The following is a 23,295-nucleotide window of genomic DNA, read 5'->3' as shown; positions in this document are numbered from 1 at the left end:
AACACTTCCCTATTTAAGTCTTATAACCTGATCTACAAGTGCATCAGAATTGATTTGTAATAAATAAAAACTATTACTTAATCCCGGATTCTCATCTTGCCGCCAAGATTCCTGTACTACTTTTATTAAAGCAATTTTATTGGATGACATTTGATTATTACTATAAATAGTTAGATCGTTTAAACGCGAATGTAATCCTAAATTTTTAATTATGTTATGGCCAGTAACATCTTTACCGTTATCAAAAATATTTTTATCTTGAGCTAGCTGTGGAGTAATAATTTTATCTAGTTTGTGAGCTCTCTGAAGATAGTCACGAGAATTAGACCAGCTTAAATAGATACTAAAAAACTGCCTTGAACGCTTTCTAATCAACTGATCTTCAGTAAAGTCTTTATAATAATCCCTTACTTTTTGATCTTTGTTTAAATAAGCTTTTTGTGCCGCTAAACTTTTATATTTTTTATAGTTTTTATAATACTTATTCTTTTCTTGTTGCAACTTTGTATTAGATTTTTTTTCTAGACATCTTACATGATTCACCTCTTGAGCTCCCTGCTGGATATTATGCTTGATAGCAAAAAATCCTAAAAGAATCACTACCACACAACAGATGACTTCAAGAATTTTTGCTTTCTTACTCATGATCAATAGCACCTTCTTTAAAACTAAAATTCACAATTTTATCAGCTATTAAATCATAAGAGATTTTATAAATACCAGATGATTTTTTTATTTGATCTTGTCCTTTAGTTATAACGCCTGTAGAAGTGCCATCAATTGCTGGTGAACTGTAAGAAGCAAATATCACTACTGGTATTATCTGAGTGGATTCATTGAGATGACCATAAGCGATTTTTAAATTATCTAAATGAGCAAAAGGAGTTCGTTCAACCCCATCCGGCTGCATAGTAGGTTTCACTTTGCTTTTTAATTCTTTGGAAAATTTACTACCTACAAGCGGCGTTAATTTAGAAGCTAGTTGATTATAATCATTTTTATTTTTTGTCTGTTCAAAAGTAATGGTAAAAGCTTTACTAATCCTTTCATTGAAACTTTTTTTGCGCGCCACAACATCATAATCTCTTTTAGTGATTTGATTATAGAAATACTGTTTCGATAATTTTTGATCCTTTTGTCGATAATAATTGATTTGTTTTTTATTAAACTTTTCAGTTTGCGCTGCTCTGGCTTGCACACTTCTCAAGTTACTATCCTTAATCACATGTACACTTACTATTAAACCAAATACTATAATCGTTGTTATTATGAGTGGTATATAAGATTTAATTATATTTTTCATTATTTAGATCCTCACTTTTGCGGCCGAGCAAAGGTTAGTGTGTAATTACCATTCAATAAACTTAAAAACGATTCTTTAAATGTTCCTTCATTAACTCCTCCGCTTCCGCCTTTGCCGCCCATTTGAATAACTTTAGTAGTATTGTCAGATGGTGATTGAGGTTTCCAATTCTCCTCTAGAATGGCCGTGTGTCCATTATTACCTGAGCCTCCACCTGTATTTACAATAACAATATCGCCAGCTTTAGCCTCGTTTGCGGATATTTCTGTTAGCCAATGATGCGCACCTTTAGCGTCTGCTTCCATTGACCCGGTAAACCACCCCATATTTTCTGGCACCTTATAACCAGCTTTTTTTAAGACCAGCCAAACAAACCCAGAGCAATCAGTGATGCCATTATGATCCGGATTATCTACTGAACCAATATAAGAAATTCCATGAGATTGGCCATAATGAAAATAACCTAATAGACTTTTAGCTACCTGTAAAACATCACTAGAATCAGTGGACTCAGAACAATTTTCATTATCCGGATTTTTTGTTGTAGTACCTGCATTCGCTGCACCCGCAGCCCCTAGCAAAGCACTATTAGCCGAAATATTAGCACCCCCAAATGCAACATATGCTGCTTGAGCATCTTGAGTAATCTGACCAATTTTGCTTTGACCATCTGATAAGCTGACACCTTCATAGTAAAGAGACCAGTCTTTAGCAGCTTGAACTGGATCAGTATCATTCCCAACTGTCATTTTGGCATTTTTCCAGCCACCATTAAGCTCGAAAGATATGAGTTTTAACTCATTTTCTGCCGTTAACGTGCCTTTATCGCCAGCCTTAATTGATCCTTCAGCCGTAATTCTTGAACCATTGACAGTGTTTGTGAAGCCAGACCACTGAAACCATCCAGCTACACCACCACCAGGATTAAGAGCTTGCGGATCAAAATTACTTTCTCTCTTGGCGACAGCTAAAGCTCCCGCAGCACCAGCACCAGAAAATCCTATTGTTTGTGTTAAATAATTAAATATTTGTTGAGCATTATTATTAGCGATTGTTCCTTTGGTTAACCAATCGCCTTGCACTCCAGAGAGTTTTGCTCCGGAAGAAGCTTGCTGAGAATTGGCAGAATCACAATCATCTTTGGCTACATAACCTTCAAAACTAGCATAAGTTGTATTAGGACTAATTACTGGCAAAATTAAGGTAAACAAAAAGAGACTCGACATAATTCTAGACGGTCTCCTACCTACTTTTTTATGTTTCATTTTCACACTTTCCTTCAAAGCAATAAGTGCGTCCTGATTAAAGCACTTTGCTGATCAGACTTACGATACCAAAAAAACACTCCTTGCTGTTCTAAATTTAACTCATGTACAACCTTTTCTGGCATGTCCCTACTCCAAGAACGATTAATAAAATTAATATTAAAATATTTATTATTTTCATCATCATCTTTATCAGAGACACCACCAATAACGATCATATCTTGATTGTTCATTGTACCTGTAAACGATTCATAACTATTGGGATTAATTTGACTATTTTTGTCTTCAAAAGTTGTAATTAAGCCAATATTCTTGCGTTTAATAATCTTTTTATAAGGAATTATGCTTTCCAGAGGAACTTCTAATTGATCTAGACCATGAATTACAATGGTATCATTTTGACGAGCACGATTAACTACATAAGCTAAAGTATTTAAAAAAGCCACCCCAGCAATTTTAGGAGTGTGTCTGTAAGCCTGAATGTCATAATAAATATTATGAATGTTTTTATCATAATGATTCGGTAAATTAGTATGACCCGAAAATAAATTGGGATATTGATGAATAGCAGTTTTAACGGCTTTATACATTAATTGAGCTTCTCGCTTACTTTCTTGATCATTAGCTTGAGCAAAATTATCACGTAACTTGATTAAAAAGTCTGAAGTAGTTGGATAATTGTCATGATTATCAGTGGCCAAAATCATTTGTGCTTTTTTAGGTTCATTATTAGGATCAGTGGTATAAAGCCCTTGACCACCAGCTGTAAAAATAAACCAATCTTCCAACATTGCTTCAAGATTAACTCTAATATAGGTATCATCAATATTACTATTACTATTTTCCATAACCAGTATTAACATTTCTGTTACCTTATCAAAATTATCATTAGCATCTTGTACAACAGTTTCAGGAGTTCCAAAAACTTCCATTGGATTGATAGTTTTCTTACCCATATCAAAGTATAAGCTGTCTTCCTTATTGTAAGGATATCCAGCCATAACAATATGATGTACTCGTCCTCTGCCACTTAAATAAGTGCCATCACTGATAACTTGGGCAATAGCACTTCCACCATCTTTAACGGCTGCTGCGCCTTCAAAGCCACCAATAGATATTATTGGATTAATTTCTCCAGTACAGATAATTGCATTCTTAACACTGGTGAAATCAATAATCGCAGAATTATTGTAAATTAACGAATCTATATCAATACCTACTGAAACTCCATATTCATCAGAAAAACCGCTGGATGGAAAGAATAATCTATCAGCAGCCACCGTAGACATATCCGTACTATGAAAACTATCCGCTGATACTTTAGATAATAGGTCTCTAAATTCTAGGTATTGTCTCCCAACCTCTCTTACTAGAGTAATGCCATCAATATTATTATTATGATATGAATTTCTGATTAAAGCTAGACCTTCCTCAATGTGCTCAGGAGAATCTGATACAATAACCATCAATATATCACTATCAATAATAGTATCTTTCCTACCGGCTAAAATGGCCGAAATCTTAATATCATCTGATCTGTTCCCATTATTTGCTAACTGTTCCATATCGGTTTCTGGAGTATTATCAACACTATATAAATTGGAAGCCATCTTTTTTTGAATAATATCTTTTTGTTTCGGTTTAGGAACACCTTTTTCTCTTTCAAAAAACAACAGTTTACAATGATGAATATTCTCAGATGGAATAACTTTACATATCCATCCTATTTCTTCCGGATTATGAGTTCCATAATCAAATAAAACGTCAAAAACAGAGGCTACCAAATTCCGACTTTTAAAAAATAAATAGGGGTCGGTATCTTTATAACCAAAACCATTAGTAAATCCAAAATCATCTTTGAATTTTTTTAAATTATTACTGCTAGCAGCCTTTTTCTTTCTTTTTAAACTAAACAATGTTCACCCCCCTTTTATTTGAAGATTTTAGCAAATGTTTTCTTAGCTTCTTCACCAGATAACAAAGAATAATTCATAACTAAACCAGCCTCCAGTGCTCGTATTGTTGTTTGAATGCGACTATTTAAAATTGCTGGCGTCGGGGAAACCAGAAATAAAGTCGTTTGTAATTGCCTATTGTCCTTTTTTTTCGTAGTCATTAGATACTGTTCATTTATTTTCTTTATCATAGCTGGTGTTGCATTAGGAGGAATTGGCTTTGGTTTTATTTCTGCATCTTCAATAGAAATCATTTTAATAACTAAAGTATCATTTTCTAAATTAGTTAGCATTTGTTTGTTTAAGGTAGAAGCCATTGCCTTTTCTTCCTCAAAGGAAACAGGACTGACTATTCCTCGTGTTCTAAAAACTGATATATATTGACTTTTTCCTTCAATATTTTCTTCAATAACGGATTGAGATTCATCTCCCGGCCAAATTCGAAAATTTTTTAGTTTGGTATATGTCATAAATCTTCGATAAATTAATTTGTGTATCAAAAATTTGAAACTCACGATAATTTGTAAACCATGTGAAGGATTAGTTAACAAAGCATTTAAGGTAATTAAAAGTACCCCGATTGTATAAATACTAGCTATACTTACATTCTGCCAAAGAGTTTGCATATCATTTTGTTTAACTATAAAAAATGCACCATATAATCCTAATCCTAAAATACCCAAACCCACTAAAATACCCAGCCAAGTTGTTACCAAAAAATCCATTATAGATCCCATATGTGATAATCCGGAAACTCTTTTAATCATTCTCCAAGGTTGAGATCTTAAATTAAAACGATTCCCCGGAGCATGATAAATTTGATTATTATTATTTTGTTCAGTCATACTGTTACCCGCCTTAATGAATAGAATAAAGTTATGACCAACAATAAAATACCAACAATAGAAACATAAAAGCTATTTTCTATATTATCTCCTGTGGCCGGGTACTCTTCCATAGCATAAGAAGATTGCTGTTGATTAGTATCAATATTTCTATTTAGTTGCGTTTTATGGTTTTGATTCTGATTACTTTGAGAATCATTATTGTTGGAAGGTATTTCTATTACTTCTTGTACTTCATTCAAAAAAATCACCTCACAATAACTTGGCAACTTCTAAAAGGTAACAGTATGAATCTTCCCTTTATTGTCTTTATAATGTCCTGAGTGCTTATCATCCACATAAATTTTAACTTTTTTATTTTTTTCATTAGTATAAGTGAAGGTATCGCCTTTTTTAAAATTATGCTGATTAGAGGTCGTTATACTGTTCTGAACCGGAGTCTGCTGAAGACTTGCTGGCTGTTGGTTACTAGGTCTAAAAAAGAAAATCATACAAACACAAATCAGTATGGCAAGCAGCCCTATAAAGGAATATTTCCAACTTTTATTTTCAGCACTAGGCATTGTAATTGTGGGTGTTGGTACATACTTATTAGAAGTATTGGCATTTACATTATTAGTCTGATCAATTAATTTTTTCTGCTGTTCAATTATTGAATCCTGATCTTTTAACCTCTTTTCAAAATTAGCAATTTCTTTTTGATATTTGATAAATTTTTGCTGATTTTCATCAGATTGTCTTTTCTGCTCTGTAGTCAAAGCCTTATCAATCGCAATTTGTACTCTGTCCTCTTGCGTATTTTTAAGATTTTCAATTTGATCATCCTTTTCTTGTAGACGTTGGTTTAAATCAGAAATTGTAGAATTAGACTGAGCTACTTTTTCAGCAAAATCTGATAACAACCTCTTTTGTTGTCCTTGATAATCTTTGACAAAATCTGAAACATCAGCAGTACGGACAGTATGCTTTAGACATAAATCCCTTAAATTATTAATATAGGAGTCTAAATTGTCCTGTTGTTCTTTAATACTTTCTTTGGCGTTATTGTCAATATCCAATGATGATCGTTCAATTTTAGCAGCTAACAGATCTTTATTTTCAGAATCAAATTGTGCTTCTAACTTAGGAATGTTACTTTTAATAAATTGTTCTTTAGCCGTAGCATAATCACTTTTTATCTGATCTTGTTCTGACTGCTTTTGTTTAAATGAATTAGATTTTATTTTTTCGCTATTCTGCTGATTAGCCTTTTTGGCCTCTTTGACCTTTTCATTTTCTAAATTTTTCCAATTAGCATGATAATTATTCGATATAAAATTACATATCTGATTTAGTAAATTTATGCGTTGCTGATAATCCTCATTAGTGATATTGATTGCTTCAGATTCTAAATTACTAGGAATATTCAATCCCTCTAAATTAATGGGTTCTGTTTCGCTATCTAATATGTGACGCGCAACTTCATAAATACGTGCATTATCGTTATCATAATCTTTTAATACATCAACAGATTCATATGGCTCAGATTTTTCTAAATCATTAAATCCATTGTTTTGGTCTTCATTATAATTTAGGGGAGATTGTTTACTTGATTCTTCTTGTTCATCATCTAAATCAGAAAGATCATAAGAATTAGTTTCCTCAGAAATATTCTGATCGCCACTTAATCCTGAGGTATCAGTAGATGAATTATCTTCATTTGACGAGTCGTGATCATCTTGTCCAGAATTAGTATCATTAAATATCTCGTCCAACTTTATACTATCCTGAAAATCAGAAGGTTCACCTTCCGGATCACTGTTTGAAGTTTGATTTTGCGCAGAGGTAATCTCTTCAAACTCATTTTGAATTTGTTCATCATTCTGAGCAAATGCTTCGTCATCATTAGAAAAATTCTCAGCGTCTTTATTTTCCTCTGGCAGAGATTCACTGACATTATCTTTATTATCTGAATTCTCTTTTCCTTGCTTATTAATAGAATCAATTAAATTAAAAAGATCGTCAATGATTACCAATCCATCATCTTCAACAATGACTGAAGAATGAGAAGAAATAAAATTACTAGCAATTTTAAATGATGTTTTGTCTTCATTTAGTTCAACTAAACGTAGTTGATATGCTCCCACATCATGCGGGTAATCAAAAGAAGCTTCTTCAATAATATCTTGGATTTTCGAATTAATTGGGAATAAAAAGAGGTGCTGATTGATATCAATCAATTCAGTACCTCTATTTTTAGAAATTACTTCTCTTAGCAGATTCACGAAATCATCAGGGATATTAACTAATTCAAGTGCTAATAAATTAGTTTTATCCATTTATTTGACCCTTCTATTTAGGAACTGCATCTCCCAACATTTGTGCTTGTTTGATCCATGCCGATGCACCAACTATCGAGAAGAAACCGCCAAAAATAAGGACAACTACCCCCGCAGCAGCTATTTTATAGTCTTTTCTTCTGCCATGTAAACCATAAACCATGTCAGCTAGTCCAGCTATAAATAAGAATCCGCCACCAATCGCTAAGGCTTTTGTTACTCCCCAATGAACAACTTTATTAATCCAGTCATCAATGACATCAGCTGTCAGAAAGGGAATAGAATTAATAGCCTTACTGCTTAATAATCTAATAACTAGATCATTCATTTTTTTAACCTCACTTTTTATTTTATTTTTTTACTAATACTGTGCAGATTGTCTGCCAGTAATTTTCCGTTAACACTAGATTTGATTTGTTCATCTAGTCCATTAACGTTTTTTCTCAATTGATTTGAAAGAGCATTAAATTCTTTTTTGTTATCAATTTTATGAAGTTTACTTAAGATTTGTTTAATGCTTGGGTCTCCTACTGCTTTTCCTAAACTGTTACTCAAATTTCTTAACTGAGTATTATTAATAACCTTGCTAGTATTATGAGTTACAGAATTGTTGTTATTAATATTATTTACAACAGAATTTTTAGTAATTGGTGTTGAATTCGAGCGCGAAGGTGACCAGGAATGATTTGGTAAATCATGAGCATTTTTGACACCTCTAACTGAATTCAATCTATCTTGCTGAACGCGAATTTTACTTGCGTCTTTAGACAAATGATCTGTTCTATTAGAACTAGGACGGTTAGGAGTTTCATAATGATGATTTGAAGAATTAATATTCCCTTGAGAAGCCATAGAATCAGCATTTACAGCATGTGGATGAGGGTTCGTGTTATAGGATTTATTAATTGTCTGATAAAAGTTACTTTCCTTCTTATCAGGCTTTTGTTCTGAATGCTCATTATTTAAAGAGTGATTATTAGTGTTTCCGCTCGAAGTAGCTTGTCTTGATAAATCAGCAGCAGAATTATTATCAGATAATGAGTTAGGAGTATTTACATTTCTTGGGGGAACTGCTGATTCATCAAATTTAGTTAATGGAGATTTCTTATTACCAACAAACTTGGTATCAACCGGTTGAATAATTGTTTGCGGATTCTTAATCTTTAAACTATCATTTCCCGGATTAAAATCTCTAGAAGCGTTCTTAGAAGCACTGCTATCATTTTCTTTTGGAGTATTAGTTTGCTGGCTCTTCTTAATATTTTCAGTACCTGTTTCTTCAGCTCTTCTTCTAAAGGTGGCAAGATCATCTGTCCTAAGATCACGTTTATCTAAATCTTTAGGATTTTTTACTGGCATATGATCTGCCTGATTACTCTGATAATGAGGTGATGTGCCTGTAATTAACCCTTGTTCTTGCCCTATTCTTTGCAGATCAGCTATTGAATCATCTATTTGTTTAATAGCTGCCTTGGAGTAACCATCTTTTTGCATTTGTGAACGCAATTGCTCAAGTTGTTGCTGAGAATCCTGCAAGTTTTTTAGATTAAAGTTATTTTGCAAGTTATTCATAGAATTACTACTCTTTTGCGCAGCATTAGCAACTTTTTTATTGGCATAAGGTTCATTCCCTATTTCTCCAATAGAATTTTGCATTCTGGAAATTAAACCGTTACGCTCAATTATTCTTGGATCTGTTGGAGTATTGGCAAGATTGCCAGTCTCATTATGAGAACCATATTTTTTAGAATGTGTCTTTTGATGTTTGGACAAATTACCTTCAATATTCTGCTGCAATTTTTGAGGTAACATATTTTTCAAATGACCATCTAAGTTATAAATTTTATTACGCATTAATTGATGATTACTAATACCATGAGGGTTAGCTTGTAATTCCAATCTATCAGCTGCATTTTTAGCCCATTCCCAAACTAGTGTGAATAAACTGATAAATCTACTTTGAAATTTTTTGTCTTTTATAAAGAACAAAAAAGTAACTATACTGAAAGCCGCAGCTATTTCAATGCGTAAGCCGTTATAGGACATGGAATTATAAGGATTAGTAGGTGTCCATCCAACTAACAAAGGAGTCGCTAAGAGTGTTCCACTAACAGCTGTAAAGAACTTATCTATAAATCCTGCCATAAAAGTAAAACAGAATATATTACCAACAAAGCCAGCTAAATAAATTAAAAACATACCAAGATATTCAATTTGACCTGTCAATGCAGCTTTTACAAAAGCAGCCAAAGGTCTAATATTCATATCGATTAAGCCTATTGCTAGTAAGGCAGCTACAATTGACCAAATCACAATCAAATGGATTAAAGGTTGAGCAAACATCCCAATTACAGAGGCAATGTTGCCAACCATTGAAACAACATAATATTTACTACGGTTAGAATCAAAGGAAGGCTTATATTTACTTATTCCCCTTGCGGGAGCATCTATATAGTAACGACCACCGGTTTCGTCAAAAATTGTCGATAGGGCTAAGAACATGGTCTGATCAGATAAAGAGTTACCACTTTCACCAGCACCAACAGTAGTATGCAGCATTTCTTCAGAAGGATTAACACCATAATAACTACCTAAATCACCAAAATTTTTAACCCCATAAATATAACGATCTCTCCAAGCTTCTGACGGTGAAGTATTAAGTTTGTGCTTATTATCATTGCCAATATCGTAGTCTTTAATAGATTTTTTAAATGGCCCATCAGGACTTAAACTGGACGCTTTATTACCCGAACCTGTGTACGCATTTTTGACATCTAATAGTGTATTATTACTATTCATGTTATTAGCGTAATTATAGTAAGCACCCACTGTTTTAGCCATATTGCCGCCACCTAGAAGTTGTGTTTCTGCCTCCTGTGTACCTTTATAGTTAATATAATCAGAAGCAGAAAAAGTTTTCCCCGACGCATAAACATATAAAGTTGAAGTATCTGAGAAAAGTGAGAAAAGATCTGACTTTGAAAGCTTATTATCTTCTCCCTTGACAACTGATCCATTACCCATCAGCGAACTGTATTGATTTATATCCTTAATACGTTCAGCTCCATCTGAGGTATAAGGATCAAATTTAAGATCTACATATGAATTATGATGAGAGGGGTGAATATCACTATTTTTACTACCACTTCCTCGTGGAGCAAAATTAAAGTTATCAGCCCAAGAACGATCATCTACAAAATATCTTTGAAATCCTGTGCTGGCTTGAGTCATACTATTAGGAGTCAATTCTGGTATCATGCTAATCATGCTGCCCGCAAGACCTACAGAAAGAGGTAATACTATAAAAGTTATAATTTGACCTTTTAGCCGTGAAGTAGCACGATAATTATTTTTTCTAGTAAGTCCATATAAAACTCTAACTAAAGAGATTACAAAGAAGATACAAAATACTCCTAAGATAGTGTTAGAAAGTGTTTCTAAATCCTTGGCGGACATTCCTAAAGCAGTTTCTAAACTAGAAGCAAACTTTGTATGATTAACTATATTGGACAGAAAAGTAAAAACATTAAACTTTACTACAATAGCTAATATTCCAGAATAGAGAAGCCCAAATATATCATTTAAAATCGCACTAGGAAATAGTATTAAGCCTACAAGCGCCCTTTTAGCATGAGTAGAAACACTATCAAATCCATAGATATCATTGGTTATATAATTAAATGTTGAGTAAGTCGCCATCATTGAAGCAAAATCTTTCGCCATTTGTTTCGCATCTTTTACATCTTTTGGCGCTGAGGAAACAATATCGTCATAACTAAATGAACCAACAATCCCACCAGTTCCAATTTGACCAACCAGCGGAACTTTATCATTAGTCGGTGATTTGGCTTGATTCTTGATAGCTTCTGCTCGATTATCTAACATATAATATTGATACACAGAACCAAATTGATAGCTGGAAAACTCATCAGCAGAGGTGTGTGTTAGAAAACAACCAGCTGCAAAAATAATTACAGTCACAAGCAAAACTACAATGCGGTTATTTAAAATTTTTTTTAGTTTCTTCGTTGGCAATTTCTTCTTCAATTAGTCTCACCTCCTTTCGGTTTTTTTAAGCTTGTTGAACATACTCTTTATCACTTATTTTTGTTAAAATTTGTTGAATATATTGCCTATCATTTATCTTTGTTACAGGCACATACATTACTTTTACATCTGATCGCATTCGACTATTTGATTCAAAGGTGGCATTCCCATTGGTACAAATATAAAAATTGCCATTAGTGGGCTGCCCTTTTTCTTTTAAATCAGCTATTACTTGTGCAGCCTTAGGTTTTAAAGAATTATCAATAAATCTATTAATTGCACGTGCACCAGTTGTAGAAGCATTAGTATTAACCACATCTTCAGCAATCATTACTGAGACACGATCAATATTTTCATAAGGACTTTTAGGCAAAATTGTTTGCCAATCTTGTGCAGTAAGTCTTTCTGGAAGTAAAAAGCGATAGCCTAATTCAGACTCTTCTTGAATAAACTGCTCTAGTTTCATTCGAGCAATTTCAGCTTTGGTAACTTTGGCCAACGGTAAATAAGGAATTAATAATTGAAATCTCTCTAAAAATTCAGGTTTAATTTGGTTATTGATGCCAATATCACCGCTGGAAGTTAAACTGTCGCGAACATCAGCTTCTCTTTGCCACCAAAGTTCCAGCAGCTTATCAGTCAAAATGTCCGGATTTTTTTGAGTATCTAATTGCATGTTCTCTTTTAATTGCTGAAAAATATCGCCGGCTAAATTTGAAGTAGCGATAATTATGGTGTTATTAATGGATCTCTCTATTCCATTACTATCGCGAACAATACCTTCGTCAATCATGCGCATATAGCCAAACAAAACTTGTCGATTTGACTTTTCAATTTCATCAAGTAAAATGACTTTTTGTTTATTTACCGCCATTTGATCACCAATAAAATGTTGCGCTAAGGCTGCATCACTAGCCTTGCTATAATCACCACCATTCAGAGTTAATAACGCATTATCCGTACCAAAAAAGGCCTTTGCAAAGGCCTTTGCTGTTTCAGTTTTACCAACTCCAGTAGATCCCACTAAAAAAAGCGTCATCATAGGTTTTCTACGATCACGCTTTGTATAAAATGTCGAATTTATATTATCAGATATATAACGGATTGCTAAGGGCTGTCCCTTAATTCTTTTCTCTATCTCTTGCTTAATGGTTTTGGCAGTTACAGGTGAATCAATATTATATCCTTGACTATGGAACACATAAGCTAAAGTATCATGAGTTATTGCCGTGTCCTTCTGTTTCTCTAAATGAATTCTAGTTTCATGAGCAACAGCTCCTTCCAAGATGGCTAGAGATTTAGCAGGATTAACTTGATCTCGAATATAAGCATTTGTTAAATCTATTATTTCTTTAAGAATTTTTTCATTGATACGAGGAACATATTTTTCAGCCTTTGTCCATTCTATTATCCGCTTTTTTAAAATCAGTAAAACCACATCATTAGTTGGTGGCTGCATTACAATTTTAGAAAATCTTCTATCAAAGGCTGGATCATCCGTCACCATCTTTCGATACTCATAATCAGTAGTTGCTGCTATAACAGGAAATTTTCCTCTTGCTAGCCCTTCCTTAAGAGCATTCATAGCTGCTGATGATCCTTTTGATAAACCGTAACGATACAATTTGTGAATTTCATCAATAAACAGGAACATTTTTTTCTGAGGTTTATCTTTATCTTTAAACATTGCATTTCTAATATTTTGCATATCTGATAGCAAAGTAGAAATTCTAGCAACCATTAAATCAGTACCCAATGCCCCTAATACTTCAATATTTAGGGAAATACAAATCCAATTTTGATGCTCACAAAGCCATTGCTCTACCAATGCTGTTTTTCCAACGCCCTGTTCCCCCAAAAGAATTGCACTAGGTGTTTCCAGTCGTAAGAGAGCATCTGTCAGCATACCTAATTTCTCTTGATTGCCAACCAATGTTCCTTTACCTTTCTGCATAACACTTAGTGCATGGTTATAACGTTTATTTATAGTTTCCGGTACTTGTAACATTTTTTTTAAAAGTTCTCATCGTGATAAACTGGACGTGCAACAGCTTGAGCTGAATCATTAAAACTATTTATTTTATTATTGGCTGAAATAATTGATGTTTGAAAATTCTCAACACTGGGTGGACTATAGTTGGGGTATTCTATTTTTTCGTTACTATCTTTAGACTTTCTAGCTAGTTGGCTAACTAGTTGGCTAATCTTATCTAAAGAAAAATTTGGAAAACGCGAAAAAAAAGAAGAAAAGTATTGTCGCATTTCTTCTTGCGCGTCTGCATTATCCTGTTTAACTTCATTCACCGTTGATCACCCCTCTTTGCTAACCCTTTTGTTCATCAACCTGTCGTAAGTCATGAACTTTAAACAAATGATATTTTGTTTGTTTAGGATCTAGTATTTTTTTCGAAAAACTGCTATTTTTTAATAATTTATAATTGTTACGGTCTTTTTTTATTTCTTGTTTAAGAGAATTAATATCGCCCTTAAGATTTTCTCGATTTTGTTGTGCAGTTTCGTCTTTAGGATTTTCTTTTAAGCGCATGTTCATTTCATGTAACGTACGATATCCGTTGTTAAGTTTCTTTTCGTTCTTTTCTTGCACCTTTTTATATTTCTTTAAATTATCATTAATAAATAAATCTCTTACCAATTGACTATCATTAGTCCAATTTCTATTAGATTTTTTTGCATTGAGTGCATTTAGACGAACATAGTAAATTGGTGGCAATTTTTTAGATTCTTTATGCAGATCAGAACTTGAGTCCCCCCCTGAGTTATCAGATAATTGTGCAGTGATAGATTTATCAATATCAGTATCTTTAACTTGACTATCTGTTCCCAGTGAATCTGAAGAAACAAGTTGGCCGGCATCAATAATCATCACAATTACTGATTGATTATTAAAACCATTATTACTATGAATCTGAAGCACGCCTGATCCATCAGTACCAAATAAACCATAGCTGAGTTGATAATTTTTTTTATTATCACGCCTTTTTACTAATCTTAAACGATATCTAGATCCAAATGATGATAAATTTTCATGAGCTGTTTGATCATATTTAATTTCAGCAGCTAAGGTTTTACCATCTTTGCTAAGAATTGTATGTCCAAGGGTTAATGTGCCTTTACTATTTTTATCACCGTTATAAATAGCTAATTCTTCGTTATATTTCATAGCTGATGCCATTACTTTTTTCTGATAATTATTAGTAACACTTCTATCTAGCACTAAGGACACAACAATTAAAAAAATACCTAAAAATAATAAAATTGGCATGATATATGATTCTTTAACATCTTTAGGTGTTTGATATTTATAAATAGATTTAACACCTTTCTTTTTTTTCGCTGATTTTCTCTTGAAGAAAGGCAAATACTATTACCCCCAATTCAATGACTAATACTATAACAATAAGTGTTATAATTTCATACCAAAACTCATTCATAAGCATGATATTAGGATTCTTGGAACTATTGACCATTAAAGCAACCTTGCTACTCTTATAATGACTAGATGAAACAAAGTTATGAAATTGACTATATTTTGATGCAATTATCCAGTAAAATATGATGTATGGCATTGCAAATATGAACATCCACCAATTATTTTTTTTGATAATTTTTCGGCTTACAGTCAAAGTAACGAAATAGCCAACTATCAAAGCTACTATAAAGACTATATAAGTTAAAATAGTGTTTGAAATCACTTTGTTAACATCCTGTTGGGTGATATAATTGCCAAAGTATTTCCACATTAGTGGTAAAGGTACTAAAGTGGAAATAAATGTAAAAGCTGCAATTAAACCCATTTTACTGATAGTCTGATATGGTTCTTTTTTTGCCAAAAAAACAAATAAAATCGGTATAATTCCACTAAGAAGCCATTCTAGTATTAGCAAATAGTCCCCAATTGTTTTAAAATAAAAGGGATTGGCTTCAACATTTTTTTCAATTATTTCTGAAATTACAGCAAATAAAAATAAAATTATGGAAAACCCAATCCAAGGCAGTAAATAAGAAAATAAAGTCTTGATATTTCTTTTAAATTTCTGATAATTAAAATTAAATTTCAATAGGTAATCACCCCTCTCATCATTGGGTAAAACCTAAGTAAGGAAATTGATAACTTATAGTATTGTTATCTGACTAGTAACAGTTTATGGATTATCTGCCAACCAATGAATCATAGTTTATAGCTAACTACCAACTGGCTGGCCATTTAGAGCCTATGATGAACCCCATTAAGGCATAGGATAAATTCCAGACCTCGTAACTAATAGTTACATGTAAGAGTGCATTTTAAAATATATGCTTACTATTCTAGACTGCATGTGCCCGGCCATGATCAAATCACATTTCCTGGTAATTTGATTGTAACTACGGAACTAAACTAGATGCTCTTACCCACCTAGCACACGGTAACTACCTTTCGGCTAAATTGTCAAAGTTCAAAGTTCTGAAATTGTAACACAAAAAATATTTAGCTTAGCCAGCAATTTAAATTTTTATTTGTGCATCAGAACTACTCGTAAAAGTGGTGCTCCCATACGACTTCTTTTGGCAAAAACTCGGCCATTGGTATGGTACGCCGACTTAATTTTGTTAAAAAGCGGTGCAGCATTAATCATTTGACGATCACGAGCATTGATAAACTTACCATTTCTTACGTTCAAAAAAGTTTGACCGCTCCAGGTTTTGACGTAATGGGATTCCTTTATAACCCGACCAATATCAATGGGATGTGTAGGTTTACAATAAACACGTTTTTTCTTCTTTGATTGCATTTAAACCGCTCCTTAACTTTTTATTTGTTAGAACATGAAAAAAAAGTGAACAGTCGTTGATTTGATAACGACCATTCACTTTTCTAAATATTTTTAATATTGAGATTTTATTTAGAAATAAGACTTTAGCATTACCCTAGAAATCAAATTAGTAATTACGATTACAAAATTTAATTATAAAATTATCTGTCAATTTATATTGACGAATTTGTGGCGGGTAATACCGTCCAGTGAGGTTGTTATCAAGTTGTGGTTGATAACTTTATTCCGAGAGTATTGGCGTACTCTTGGGACCCTTGCTTTTTTTATTAACATGTTCTAACAATTTGATTGTATCGCCAAAAAACTCTAAATTCAAATTAAATTAATGCTTTATTTAAAAAAGTTAATAATTTTTACTTTTTTGGAAACCACAAATGTTGATCTATTAGCATTTTTCAGCTTTTTAGAATTTCAAACTTTTATTGACTTTGTGATTAAATCTATCTTGAATCATTCTAGTATAGTTCGCCCATGGTGATCATTTTTTAATAGAATTTCACATGTTAAAATCACATTATTGGTTTCAGGTCAAATTAAAGCTATGCGTCTAAAGTTTAGACAGCAAAATCGGGCGCCTGATTATCAAATAAATTGTCTAGACTCTTATTAAGTTCCGGAATATAGCTAGTATCTTGGCCAAAGTAATTCTTGCTATCCCAGACTAGACTTTTACCAGTGTTATTATAAAAATTTTGTGCACGTTGATTGCCAATTTGTTCAAACAGATTTCTGACACTAATATACAGGTATTTTGATAAATTGCGTATTTTACCCTGTTTAACTTTTTTAAGCATAGCTAATAAGCATTGATAGAAAGGTCTTTCAACGTCTTTATCTGAAAAATTAAAGAGACTGCTTTTAACATGGCCAAAATTTAGAGCTTTCTTTTTGGCTAAAAGTATTACTTGTTTTAGTTCTTCGTATTTTTTCTCATCCTCGCCTGCTAACACTTTGATTATTGAAATATGTGTTTCTGTAAAAATTTTTTGGTCTAGTTCGGTGTCTTCCGTACTAATTTTTGAGAGAGAATAATTATTTGCCGCTATATTAGTATCTGATTTATTAGTATCTGTATAAGAGAGAGAACTGCTATCAGGTTCTTTATTGACTAAATTTGAGTTCTTCGTAGGTACAAATTTTGGACTCTGGTATTTATTTGAAGATTCTTTATGTGTTTTCTGTTGTTGCTGGGATTTTGGTGTTTCATCAGTTTTCGAAGGTTGCGCAGGATCTTTAGGCACATAATAATCTTGTTCACTAGCTTCAGGCATAAGCAGATACAAGTGATCTGCACTCATAGTTTTTTTAGTAATTAAAAGATCATAATTAATTAATTCTTTTTTGGTTTTTACAACTTTGCCTTTGCTCCATCCTAAATAATGCTCTGCCTCATGATTGGTAAAAATAAAAAATACATTGCCTTTTTTATCTTGCCATTGCTCATGATTAATCTGTGAAAGTTGTTGGCGTCTGGTATAAATTCCGTATAATAATTTGGCATCAGAACTAAGATTTTTATATTTTTCCTTTTCAAATAAAGTTATAGGAACAAAGAATCCACGTAATTTTTTGTTATTGATGTTACTCATTTTTAATACCCCTTTTTTCGAATTTTTTTATTACAAAATGCTGTTAAATGTTGATGTTTTAAGGGGTTTATGAGACAATATATATGGAGTGTAGAGATTTTATATTAATTTTTTAGATTATATAATTATCTTACAAACCCCCTAGATGGAGTAGAAAGATTTTATATTATTATCTTTTAAATTATATAATTATCTTAAAGCCCCTAGATGGAGTAGAAAGATTTTATATAATTGTCTTAAAGTCCCCTAGATGATGGAGTCTAGATATTTTATATAATTATCTTAAAGCCCCTACCCTAGATGGAGTCTAGATATTTTATTTAATTACCTTACAAGTCCCCTAGATTGAATCTAGATGGATTGTAGATATTTTATTTAATTATCTTAAAACCTCTATCGTTTGTTTGATGTCCAATAATTCCCTTATTGGATTTCTAATAAACCCCTTATTTTTACCCTTTACTTTTACCTTTTACTTTTAAAAGTATTGGTTTAAGTAGAGATATATTTCTTGAAAATTAAATTGCTGGCTAAGCCTTAATTTTCAGAACTGGTTGTCCTGCTTAAGCAGGACTTTTTTTTGCAATTAAATTATATTTAATTGCCCTAACCTGATTATTAATTTTTTTTAGCCAATTGTCAAAGTAATTTTTAAATTTTCAATACTCTATAAATTAAAAAATCTAACAAAAAAACGCCCCCAAAAGGCGTTATAAGTTAATTACTATTCATAAAATTTTTGCTGGAGCGGATTTTACTTTTGATCAAAAAAGTTATTTGAAAGCACTAATTTAAAAATACTTGATTAGTGCCTATCTATTTTTATTTTTGAAATGGCGGGTAGATAGCCCGCCTGTCTACTTAATTAAATCTCACAATCAGCAGCTGTCATAAGTTTCAATTTACCTAAAGCTGATTTAGAGTTTTTCTCTTGCAGCTTGTCTCCTGCATTTTTTGAAATCAACGCTATTTACAACGCAGAGAATACGTTATATAATAAAGCTACATATGAATTGGTACTTGTATGCTTATGGAGCGTTCCTAATTGGCGTTAGGGCGTTTTTTCTTTATATGAAGTCTTGGATATATTAATCCAAGGCTTTTTTTATTTCTTTAATCAATAATATAATTATACCTAAATTAAAGTCAATGAATTTATTGATTTCAAGCCAACTCATACATTTTACACTTTACATTATATATTTCACATAATGTATTTAACATTATATATTTAACACTTTACATAATGTATAATGTTAAATGTATTTAACATTTAACACTTTGTGTTAGTTAAAAGTAAATATATTTAACACTTTGTTGTAGGCCATGATACAATGTAATTATTAGGGAGGGTATCTAATGAATGCTACAATATTATCATTTTTAAATTTTAAAGGTGGAGTTGGTAAAACCAGTACAACTGCACTCACTAGTTATAATTTAGCAAAAATGGGGTACAAAGTTTTAACCATTGATTTTGATCCGCAAGCTAATTTAACTTCTTTATTTCTAAAAACTAAAAGTATTCAAACAGGCGATCAGGTAATAACAATTAATACTGCTTTAATGACTGCCATTAATAATAAAGTGGATTTAAATGACATTGCGATTCATATAATGAAAAATTTATATTTAGTGCCTAATGCTGTTGATTTTAGTATGTATAGTCGTTATTTAGATAAAAATATTAAAACGGAAAAAGAGAAGGTATATTTCTTTAAAAATTATATTAAGCCGCTTAGAAGTAAATACGACTTTATTTTTATAGATGTGCCTCCAACTATTTCTTTATCAAATGACACTGCTTTTAATGCTTGTGATCAAATAATAGTAGTCCTTCAAACTCAAGAACGGTCACTATCCGGGGCTGAAGTATTAATTGAATATTTACAAAAGACCTTAATTGATGAATTCGATTCGCAGGTTGACGTTATGGGAATATTACCTGTACTTTCAAAACGAAATGCTGCTGTAGATGAAGAAATATTAAATTCGGCCATAAAGAAATTCGGTGAAAAAAATGTTTTCCAAAATAAAATAATGCTCATGGAACGCATTAAAAGAATGGATATGACTGGGATTACAGATAATTCGCATGATTTATGGGACAAGAAGGTACATCAATCATTTACGGGTGTGGCTGAGGAGATACTAAAAAGGTTGGGTGATAAGTAATGGGAATGCTTAATCATGAATCTAAACAACCAAAACAAAAATTAGAACGTGGTACAAAGATAGAAATTAAAAATCAGGTAGACCGTGCCCAGGTATTGGATGATGATACCGCAAATAAAACGGTTACGATACCTATTAATATTAGGGTTGATAATCATATCAGGAATCAAATTTCTGCTTTGCTGAACTTGGGACTGGGTAAATCACAAAAGGATTTTGTTAAGAATGCGGTTAACCATACTATTGAAGAGCTATCTGAAAGTGATAGAGCTCGGTTTAACAAGATGTTTGATATTTTAGAAGAAAAAGATCAGATGAAATATTCAAAGAAATAAATTACTAACTAATAATTAGAAAATTTATATGTTAGGAGAAATGAATATTGAACGATAATAATACGTATAAAGTCAATGGAGAAATAAAACTAGAGAAAGTAAGTCATATAAATACAAATATCAATAATTCCAAGCAATCAGTCCCAACGTTCGACGTTAATATGCGAGTAGATAATCATACTAGGAATGCTGTTCTTGCCTTAGCAAGGGCTACTGCGGATAAAAGAACTGCCAGCGAAATGGTTTCTATTCTAGTAGAAAGTTTTTTAGATAATATGACTCCGTCAAAATTAAAAATATATCAGGATTTTTTAGACGTGCTAGAAAAGAAAGACAGATTGGGATATAAGCTGAAAAATAAATGATTTTTATATTAGGGAATATATTATGAATAAATCCAAAAATTTTACAATAAATGGGAAAATAAGTATTGATGAAAATCATGGTCATCAAAAAGTATTACATCATTCCCAAAGACGTTTAACTTCTAAGGACTTACCCAAATCGATAAGGCTTCCCCTAGATACTCATTCTGCTATTTCTACTATTTCAAATATTGAGAATAAAAAAATGTATGAAGTAGTTACTGATATAGTGGAAGAATACATTCAACATTTACCACCCCAAAACAAAAAATTAATAAGAAATAATGTTGAGGCAATTAAAAATTGGAAGAGTGATAAAGATGACTAAAGATGGCACTTATAAAATCAATGGCAAAATATCATTAGAAAAAGTGGAACCAAAAGATTTTAAAAATGATGATCACGTCACCTTTGATACCACATTAAGAATGAATAATCATTTAAAAAACTTTATGAAGGCTTTAGTTATTTTAGGCTATGCGCCAACGCAACAAAAGGCGTTAAAGAAAATACAAGATTCTTATATTGAACAATTAGGTGATGATGAACAAAAGACGCTTAAATTTCAAATTGAAACATTAGAACGAAGCGATGCATTAAATAGTAATAAATAATGAGGGTACAATAATGACTGAGAACAATAATTTCTATAAAATCAATGGCTATGTAACTTTAGAAAAAGTGGACCCGGAGCTTCCCGAAAACAAAGATCAAGTTACCTTTGATACCAACCTAAAAATTAGTAATCACTCTAGAAATAAATTACAGGCAATGGCAAGTATTGGTTATTCTGAAAATCAAAGGTCAGCTGTTGATGTAGCATTACAAGCTTGGTATGATACCTTAACTGTCAACGAGCAAAAAGAATTTGATTTACAGGTTCATACATTGGAACAGAGAGACGTTAAAATCAAAAGTAAAAAATAATATATTAAATATATTCACTATACTAAATATATTAGCTATATTAGATATATTAAATATATTAACTATATTTAATCATAAAAATAGCCTCACTCTTCAATGAGTGGGGCTTTATTCGTCTATAGGGTTCCTGGTCTGTGTTGTATGAAGAACAACCCTGCCAATAATATTAAAATGACAGGAGTCTTTATATAAATAATTATAACGTTCTTTAGTTTTGTCAGTGGTACGAGGAACAAAAGATATAATCTTAGCCTTTTTGTCATTAAAGAACAATCTAATATCGATACCGTGGCAGTTTTGGAAAACTACTATATCGCTATCCTTCAAGTCTTCCATTTTAACTTGTTTAACTGCCACAGTAACAATAAAATTTTATTTCTTAAAACCTTCTTCATTCTTTTTTTCTTTGTTCAAATTTTCTTTGTTCAAATTTTGTAAATCTATTATATTAAGATTTTTCAAGCTAGATTGAGAAAATTTTTTAGTAGCGAAAGTAATAGTATTGAAACTAATAGGTATACCATTTTGATTTGTAATTTGGCTGTCTTCTTCTTTAAAAGGAAAAACTATTCCAATTCTAAGTTCATTTTGAACCTCAAACCTATCAGGCTTTGTACAAAACATGTCCCATCCTATTTTTTCTATTTTTTCTATTTTCTTAATTGCCTTATGGTTATTGCTTTTATTACAAAATTCTGTAAATAATTTCTGCTCTTTACGCTCCATATAATGTTTATAATTTTTTGGATAATTTATGAATTTAGTAAAGATATCAACATAATTAGGAGATTCATTTATCTTATTAATCTTTTCAGGCATAATTAGTGCCCTCATATTGTTAAGCCTATTATCTATTAAAAGTTTCATGTTCTCCTTTGGGATATATACAAAATTTCTGTTTTTGTTCATACACTTTTCACTGTCAATCAAAGCGGATGAAATATTATCTTTTAAAATACCATGTTCATCAAAAGAATTCTTTTCTATCAAAGTAAAACAGGTAAAAAAAGCCGGCATATCAGTTTGTAATTTATAAAGTTTACCTTCAAATTCATCATTTATTAAATCCTCTTCAGATGTATGCTTATTACCAATAAAGCAACGATAATTAGATAACCAAAGAGATCCTAAATTAAAAAAATCATGAATATACTGATCATCAACAAATTTGATAAATCCTAAAAAATCTTTTGGATTTCTTGTATTCATTGTTCTCTCCCCCTTTTTTAATATTGCCTATATTGTAGTCACTTGTATTATAATATACAAGTGACTACAATATTTGCTTTAAACACCCATTAATCCTTGATTTTATTGACATTTTTGCAAATTAATATAT

Annotated in this window: 23 protein-coding genes; 6 read left to right on the top strand and 17 right to left on the bottom strand. The window is 31.8% G+C overall.

What is annotated here, in order from left to right; translation table 11 throughout:
• Nucleotides 1–9: 9 nt before the first annotated feature.
• The 15 genes from JG29_RS08350 to JG29_RS08280 all read right to left on the bottom strand — a co-directional run bounded on the left by JG29_RS08350 (nt 10) and on the right by JG29_RS08280 (nt 18,154).
• Entirely contained in the window at nt 10–645 is a 636-nt protein-coding gene (locus JG29_RS08350) for a hypothetical protein (RefSeq protein ID WP_045923524.1), read from the bottom strand.
• Nucleotides 638–1,303: a hypothetical protein gene (locus tag JG29_RS08345; RefSeq protein ID WP_156961666.1), complete on the bottom strand. Its 666-nt coding sequence runs from the start codon at nt 1,301–1,303 to the stop codon at nt 638–640. The genes JG29_RS08350 and JG29_RS08345 overlap by 8 nt, the downstream gene beginning before the upstream one ends.
• An 11-nt stretch (nt 1,304–1,314) precedes the next feature.
• The gene (locus JG29_RS08930) at nt 1,315–2,568 is read right to left on the bottom strand and encodes a phage tail tip lysozyme (protein ID WP_084232689.1); all 1,254 of its coding nucleotides are present in this window, start codon (nt 2,566–2,568) and stop codon (nt 1,315–1,317) included.
• Nucleotides 2,569–2,582: 14 nt separating this feature from the next.
• Nucleotides 2,583–4,484 (bottom strand): hypothetical protein, encoded by a 1,902-nt coding sequence (locus JG29_RS08335; RefSeq protein ID WP_052696354.1) that lies wholly within the window; start codon nt 4,482–4,484, stop codon nt 2,583–2,585.
• A gap of 14 nt (nt 4,485–4,498) precedes the next feature.
• On the bottom strand, nt 4,499–5,368 hold the full coding sequence (locus JG29_RS08330) for a hypothetical protein (protein WP_045923522.1): 870 nt from the start codon (nt 5,366–5,368) through the stop codon (nt 4,499–4,501).
• Nucleotides 5,365–5,610, bottom strand: a complete 246-nt coding sequence (locus JG29_RS08325; RefSeq protein ID WP_045923521.1) for an LPXTG cell wall anchor domain-containing protein — start codon at nt 5,608–5,610, stop codon at nt 5,365–5,367. The genes JG29_RS08330 and JG29_RS08325 overlap by 4 nt, the downstream gene beginning before the upstream one ends.
• 30 nt (nt 5,611–5,640) lie before the next feature.
• Entirely contained in the window at nt 5,641–7,686 is a 2,046-nt protein-coding gene (locus JG29_RS08320) for a hypothetical protein (protein ID WP_045923520.1), read from the bottom strand.
• A 13-nt stretch (nt 7,687–7,699) separates the two neighbouring features.
• A complete protein-coding gene (locus JG29_RS08315) occupies nt 7,700–8,014 on the bottom strand; it encodes a hypothetical protein (RefSeq protein ID WP_045923519.1) in 315 nt (104 codons plus the stop codon).
• A 17-nt stretch (nt 8,015–8,031) separates the two neighbouring features.
• Nucleotides 8,032–11,733: a hypothetical protein gene (locus JG29_RS08310; protein ID WP_045923518.1), complete on the bottom strand. Its 3,702-nt coding sequence runs from the start codon at nt 11,731–11,733 to the stop codon at nt 8,032–8,034.
• A 25-nt stretch (nt 11,734–11,758) separates the two neighbouring features.
• Complete coding sequence (locus JG29_RS08305) at nt 11,759–13,687, bottom strand: AAA family ATPase (RefSeq protein WP_232297115.1); 1,929 nt, start codon at nt 13,685–13,687, stop codon at nt 11,759–11,761.
• A 59-nt stretch (nt 13,688–13,746) separates the two neighbouring features.
• Nucleotides 13,747–14,037, bottom strand: coding sequence for a hypothetical protein (locus JG29_RS08300; RefSeq protein ID WP_045923517.1), 291 nt, complete (start codon nt 14,035–14,037; stop codon nt 13,747–13,749).
• A 19-nt stretch (nt 14,038–14,056) separates the two neighbouring features.
• Complete coding sequence (locus JG29_RS08295) at nt 14,057–15,112, bottom strand: hypothetical protein (protein ID WP_045923516.1); 1,056 nt, start codon at nt 15,110–15,112, stop codon at nt 14,057–14,059.
• A complete protein-coding gene (locus JG29_RS08290; RefSeq protein ID WP_045923515.1) occupies nt 15,066–15,812 on the bottom strand; it encodes a hypothetical protein in 747 nt (248 codons plus the stop codon). The genes JG29_RS08295 and JG29_RS08290 overlap by 47 nt, the downstream gene beginning before the upstream one ends.
• A 432-nt stretch (nt 15,813–16,244) precedes the next feature.
• Nucleotides 16,245–16,523, bottom strand: coding sequence for a hypothetical protein (locus tag JG29_RS08285; protein WP_045923514.1), 279 nt, complete (start codon nt 16,521–16,523; stop codon nt 16,245–16,247).
• A gap of 596 nt (nt 16,524–17,119) precedes the next feature.
• On the bottom strand, nt 17,120–18,154 hold the full coding sequence (locus JG29_RS08280; RefSeq protein ID WP_045923513.1) for a replication initiator protein A: 1,035 nt from the start codon (nt 18,152–18,154) through the stop codon (nt 17,120–17,122).
• 1,359 nt (nt 18,155–19,513) lie between these two features.
• Between JG29_RS08280 and JG29_RS08275 the strand changes: the two genes are divergently transcribed.
• From JG29_RS08275 to JG29_RS08250, 6 genes are read left to right on the top strand one after another with little or no spacing between them, the layout of a single operon-like run.
• A complete protein-coding gene (locus tag JG29_RS08275) occupies nt 19,514–20,329 on the top strand; it encodes a ParA family protein (protein ID WP_045923512.1) in 816 nt (271 codons plus the stop codon).
• Nucleotides 20,329–20,664, top strand: a complete 336-nt coding sequence (locus JG29_RS08270; RefSeq protein ID WP_045923511.1) for a DUF5388 domain-containing protein — start codon at nt 20,329–20,331, stop codon at nt 20,662–20,664. Before JG29_RS08275 ends, JG29_RS08270 begins: the two co-directional genes overlap by 1 nt.
• A 47-nt stretch (nt 20,665–20,711) precedes the next feature.
• Nucleotides 20,712–21,029, top strand: a complete 318-nt coding sequence (locus JG29_RS08925) for a DUF5388 domain-containing protein (RefSeq protein ID WP_052696353.1) — start codon at nt 20,712–20,714, stop codon at nt 21,027–21,029.
• 22 nt (nt 21,030–21,051) lie between these two features.
• A complete protein-coding gene (locus JG29_RS08260; RefSeq protein ID WP_045923509.1) occupies nt 21,052–21,357 on the top strand; it encodes a hypothetical protein in 306 nt (101 codons plus the stop codon).
• A complete protein-coding gene (locus JG29_RS08255) occupies nt 21,350–21,643 on the top strand; it encodes a DUF5388 domain-containing protein (protein ID WP_052696352.1) in 294 nt (97 codons plus the stop codon). Before JG29_RS08260 ends, JG29_RS08255 begins: the two co-directional genes overlap by 8 nt.
• Nucleotides 21,644–21,656: 13 nt before the next feature.
• Complete coding sequence (locus JG29_RS08250) at nt 21,657–21,956, top strand: DUF5388 domain-containing protein (protein ID WP_198139909.1); 300 nt, start codon at nt 21,657–21,659, stop codon at nt 21,954–21,956.
• A 108-nt stretch (nt 21,957–22,064) separates the two neighbouring features.
• Here JG29_RS08250 and JG29_RS08245 read toward each other — a convergent pair whose 3' ends face one another.
• Together JG29_RS08245 and JG29_RS08240 are read right to left on the bottom strand one after the other, a co-directional pair.
• Nucleotides 22,065–22,313: a hypothetical protein gene (locus JG29_RS08245; RefSeq protein WP_045923508.1), complete on the bottom strand. Its 249-nt coding sequence runs from the start codon at nt 22,311–22,313 to the stop codon at nt 22,065–22,067.
• A 15-nt stretch (nt 22,314–22,328) separates the two neighbouring features.
• Nucleotides 22,329–23,165, bottom strand: a complete 837-nt coding sequence (locus tag JG29_RS08240) for a hypothetical protein (RefSeq protein ID WP_045923507.1) — start codon at nt 23,163–23,165, stop codon at nt 22,329–22,331.
• Nucleotides 23,166–23,295: the final 130 nt, after the last annotated feature.

Source organism: Bombilactobacillus mellis (assembly GCF_000967245.1).
In the GTDB taxonomy this organism is placed as follows: domain Bacteria; phylum Bacillota; class Bacilli; order Lactobacillales; family Lactobacillaceae; genus Bombilactobacillus; species Bombilactobacillus mellis.
This window is presented reverse-complemented; position numbering and strand designations above follow the sequence as displayed.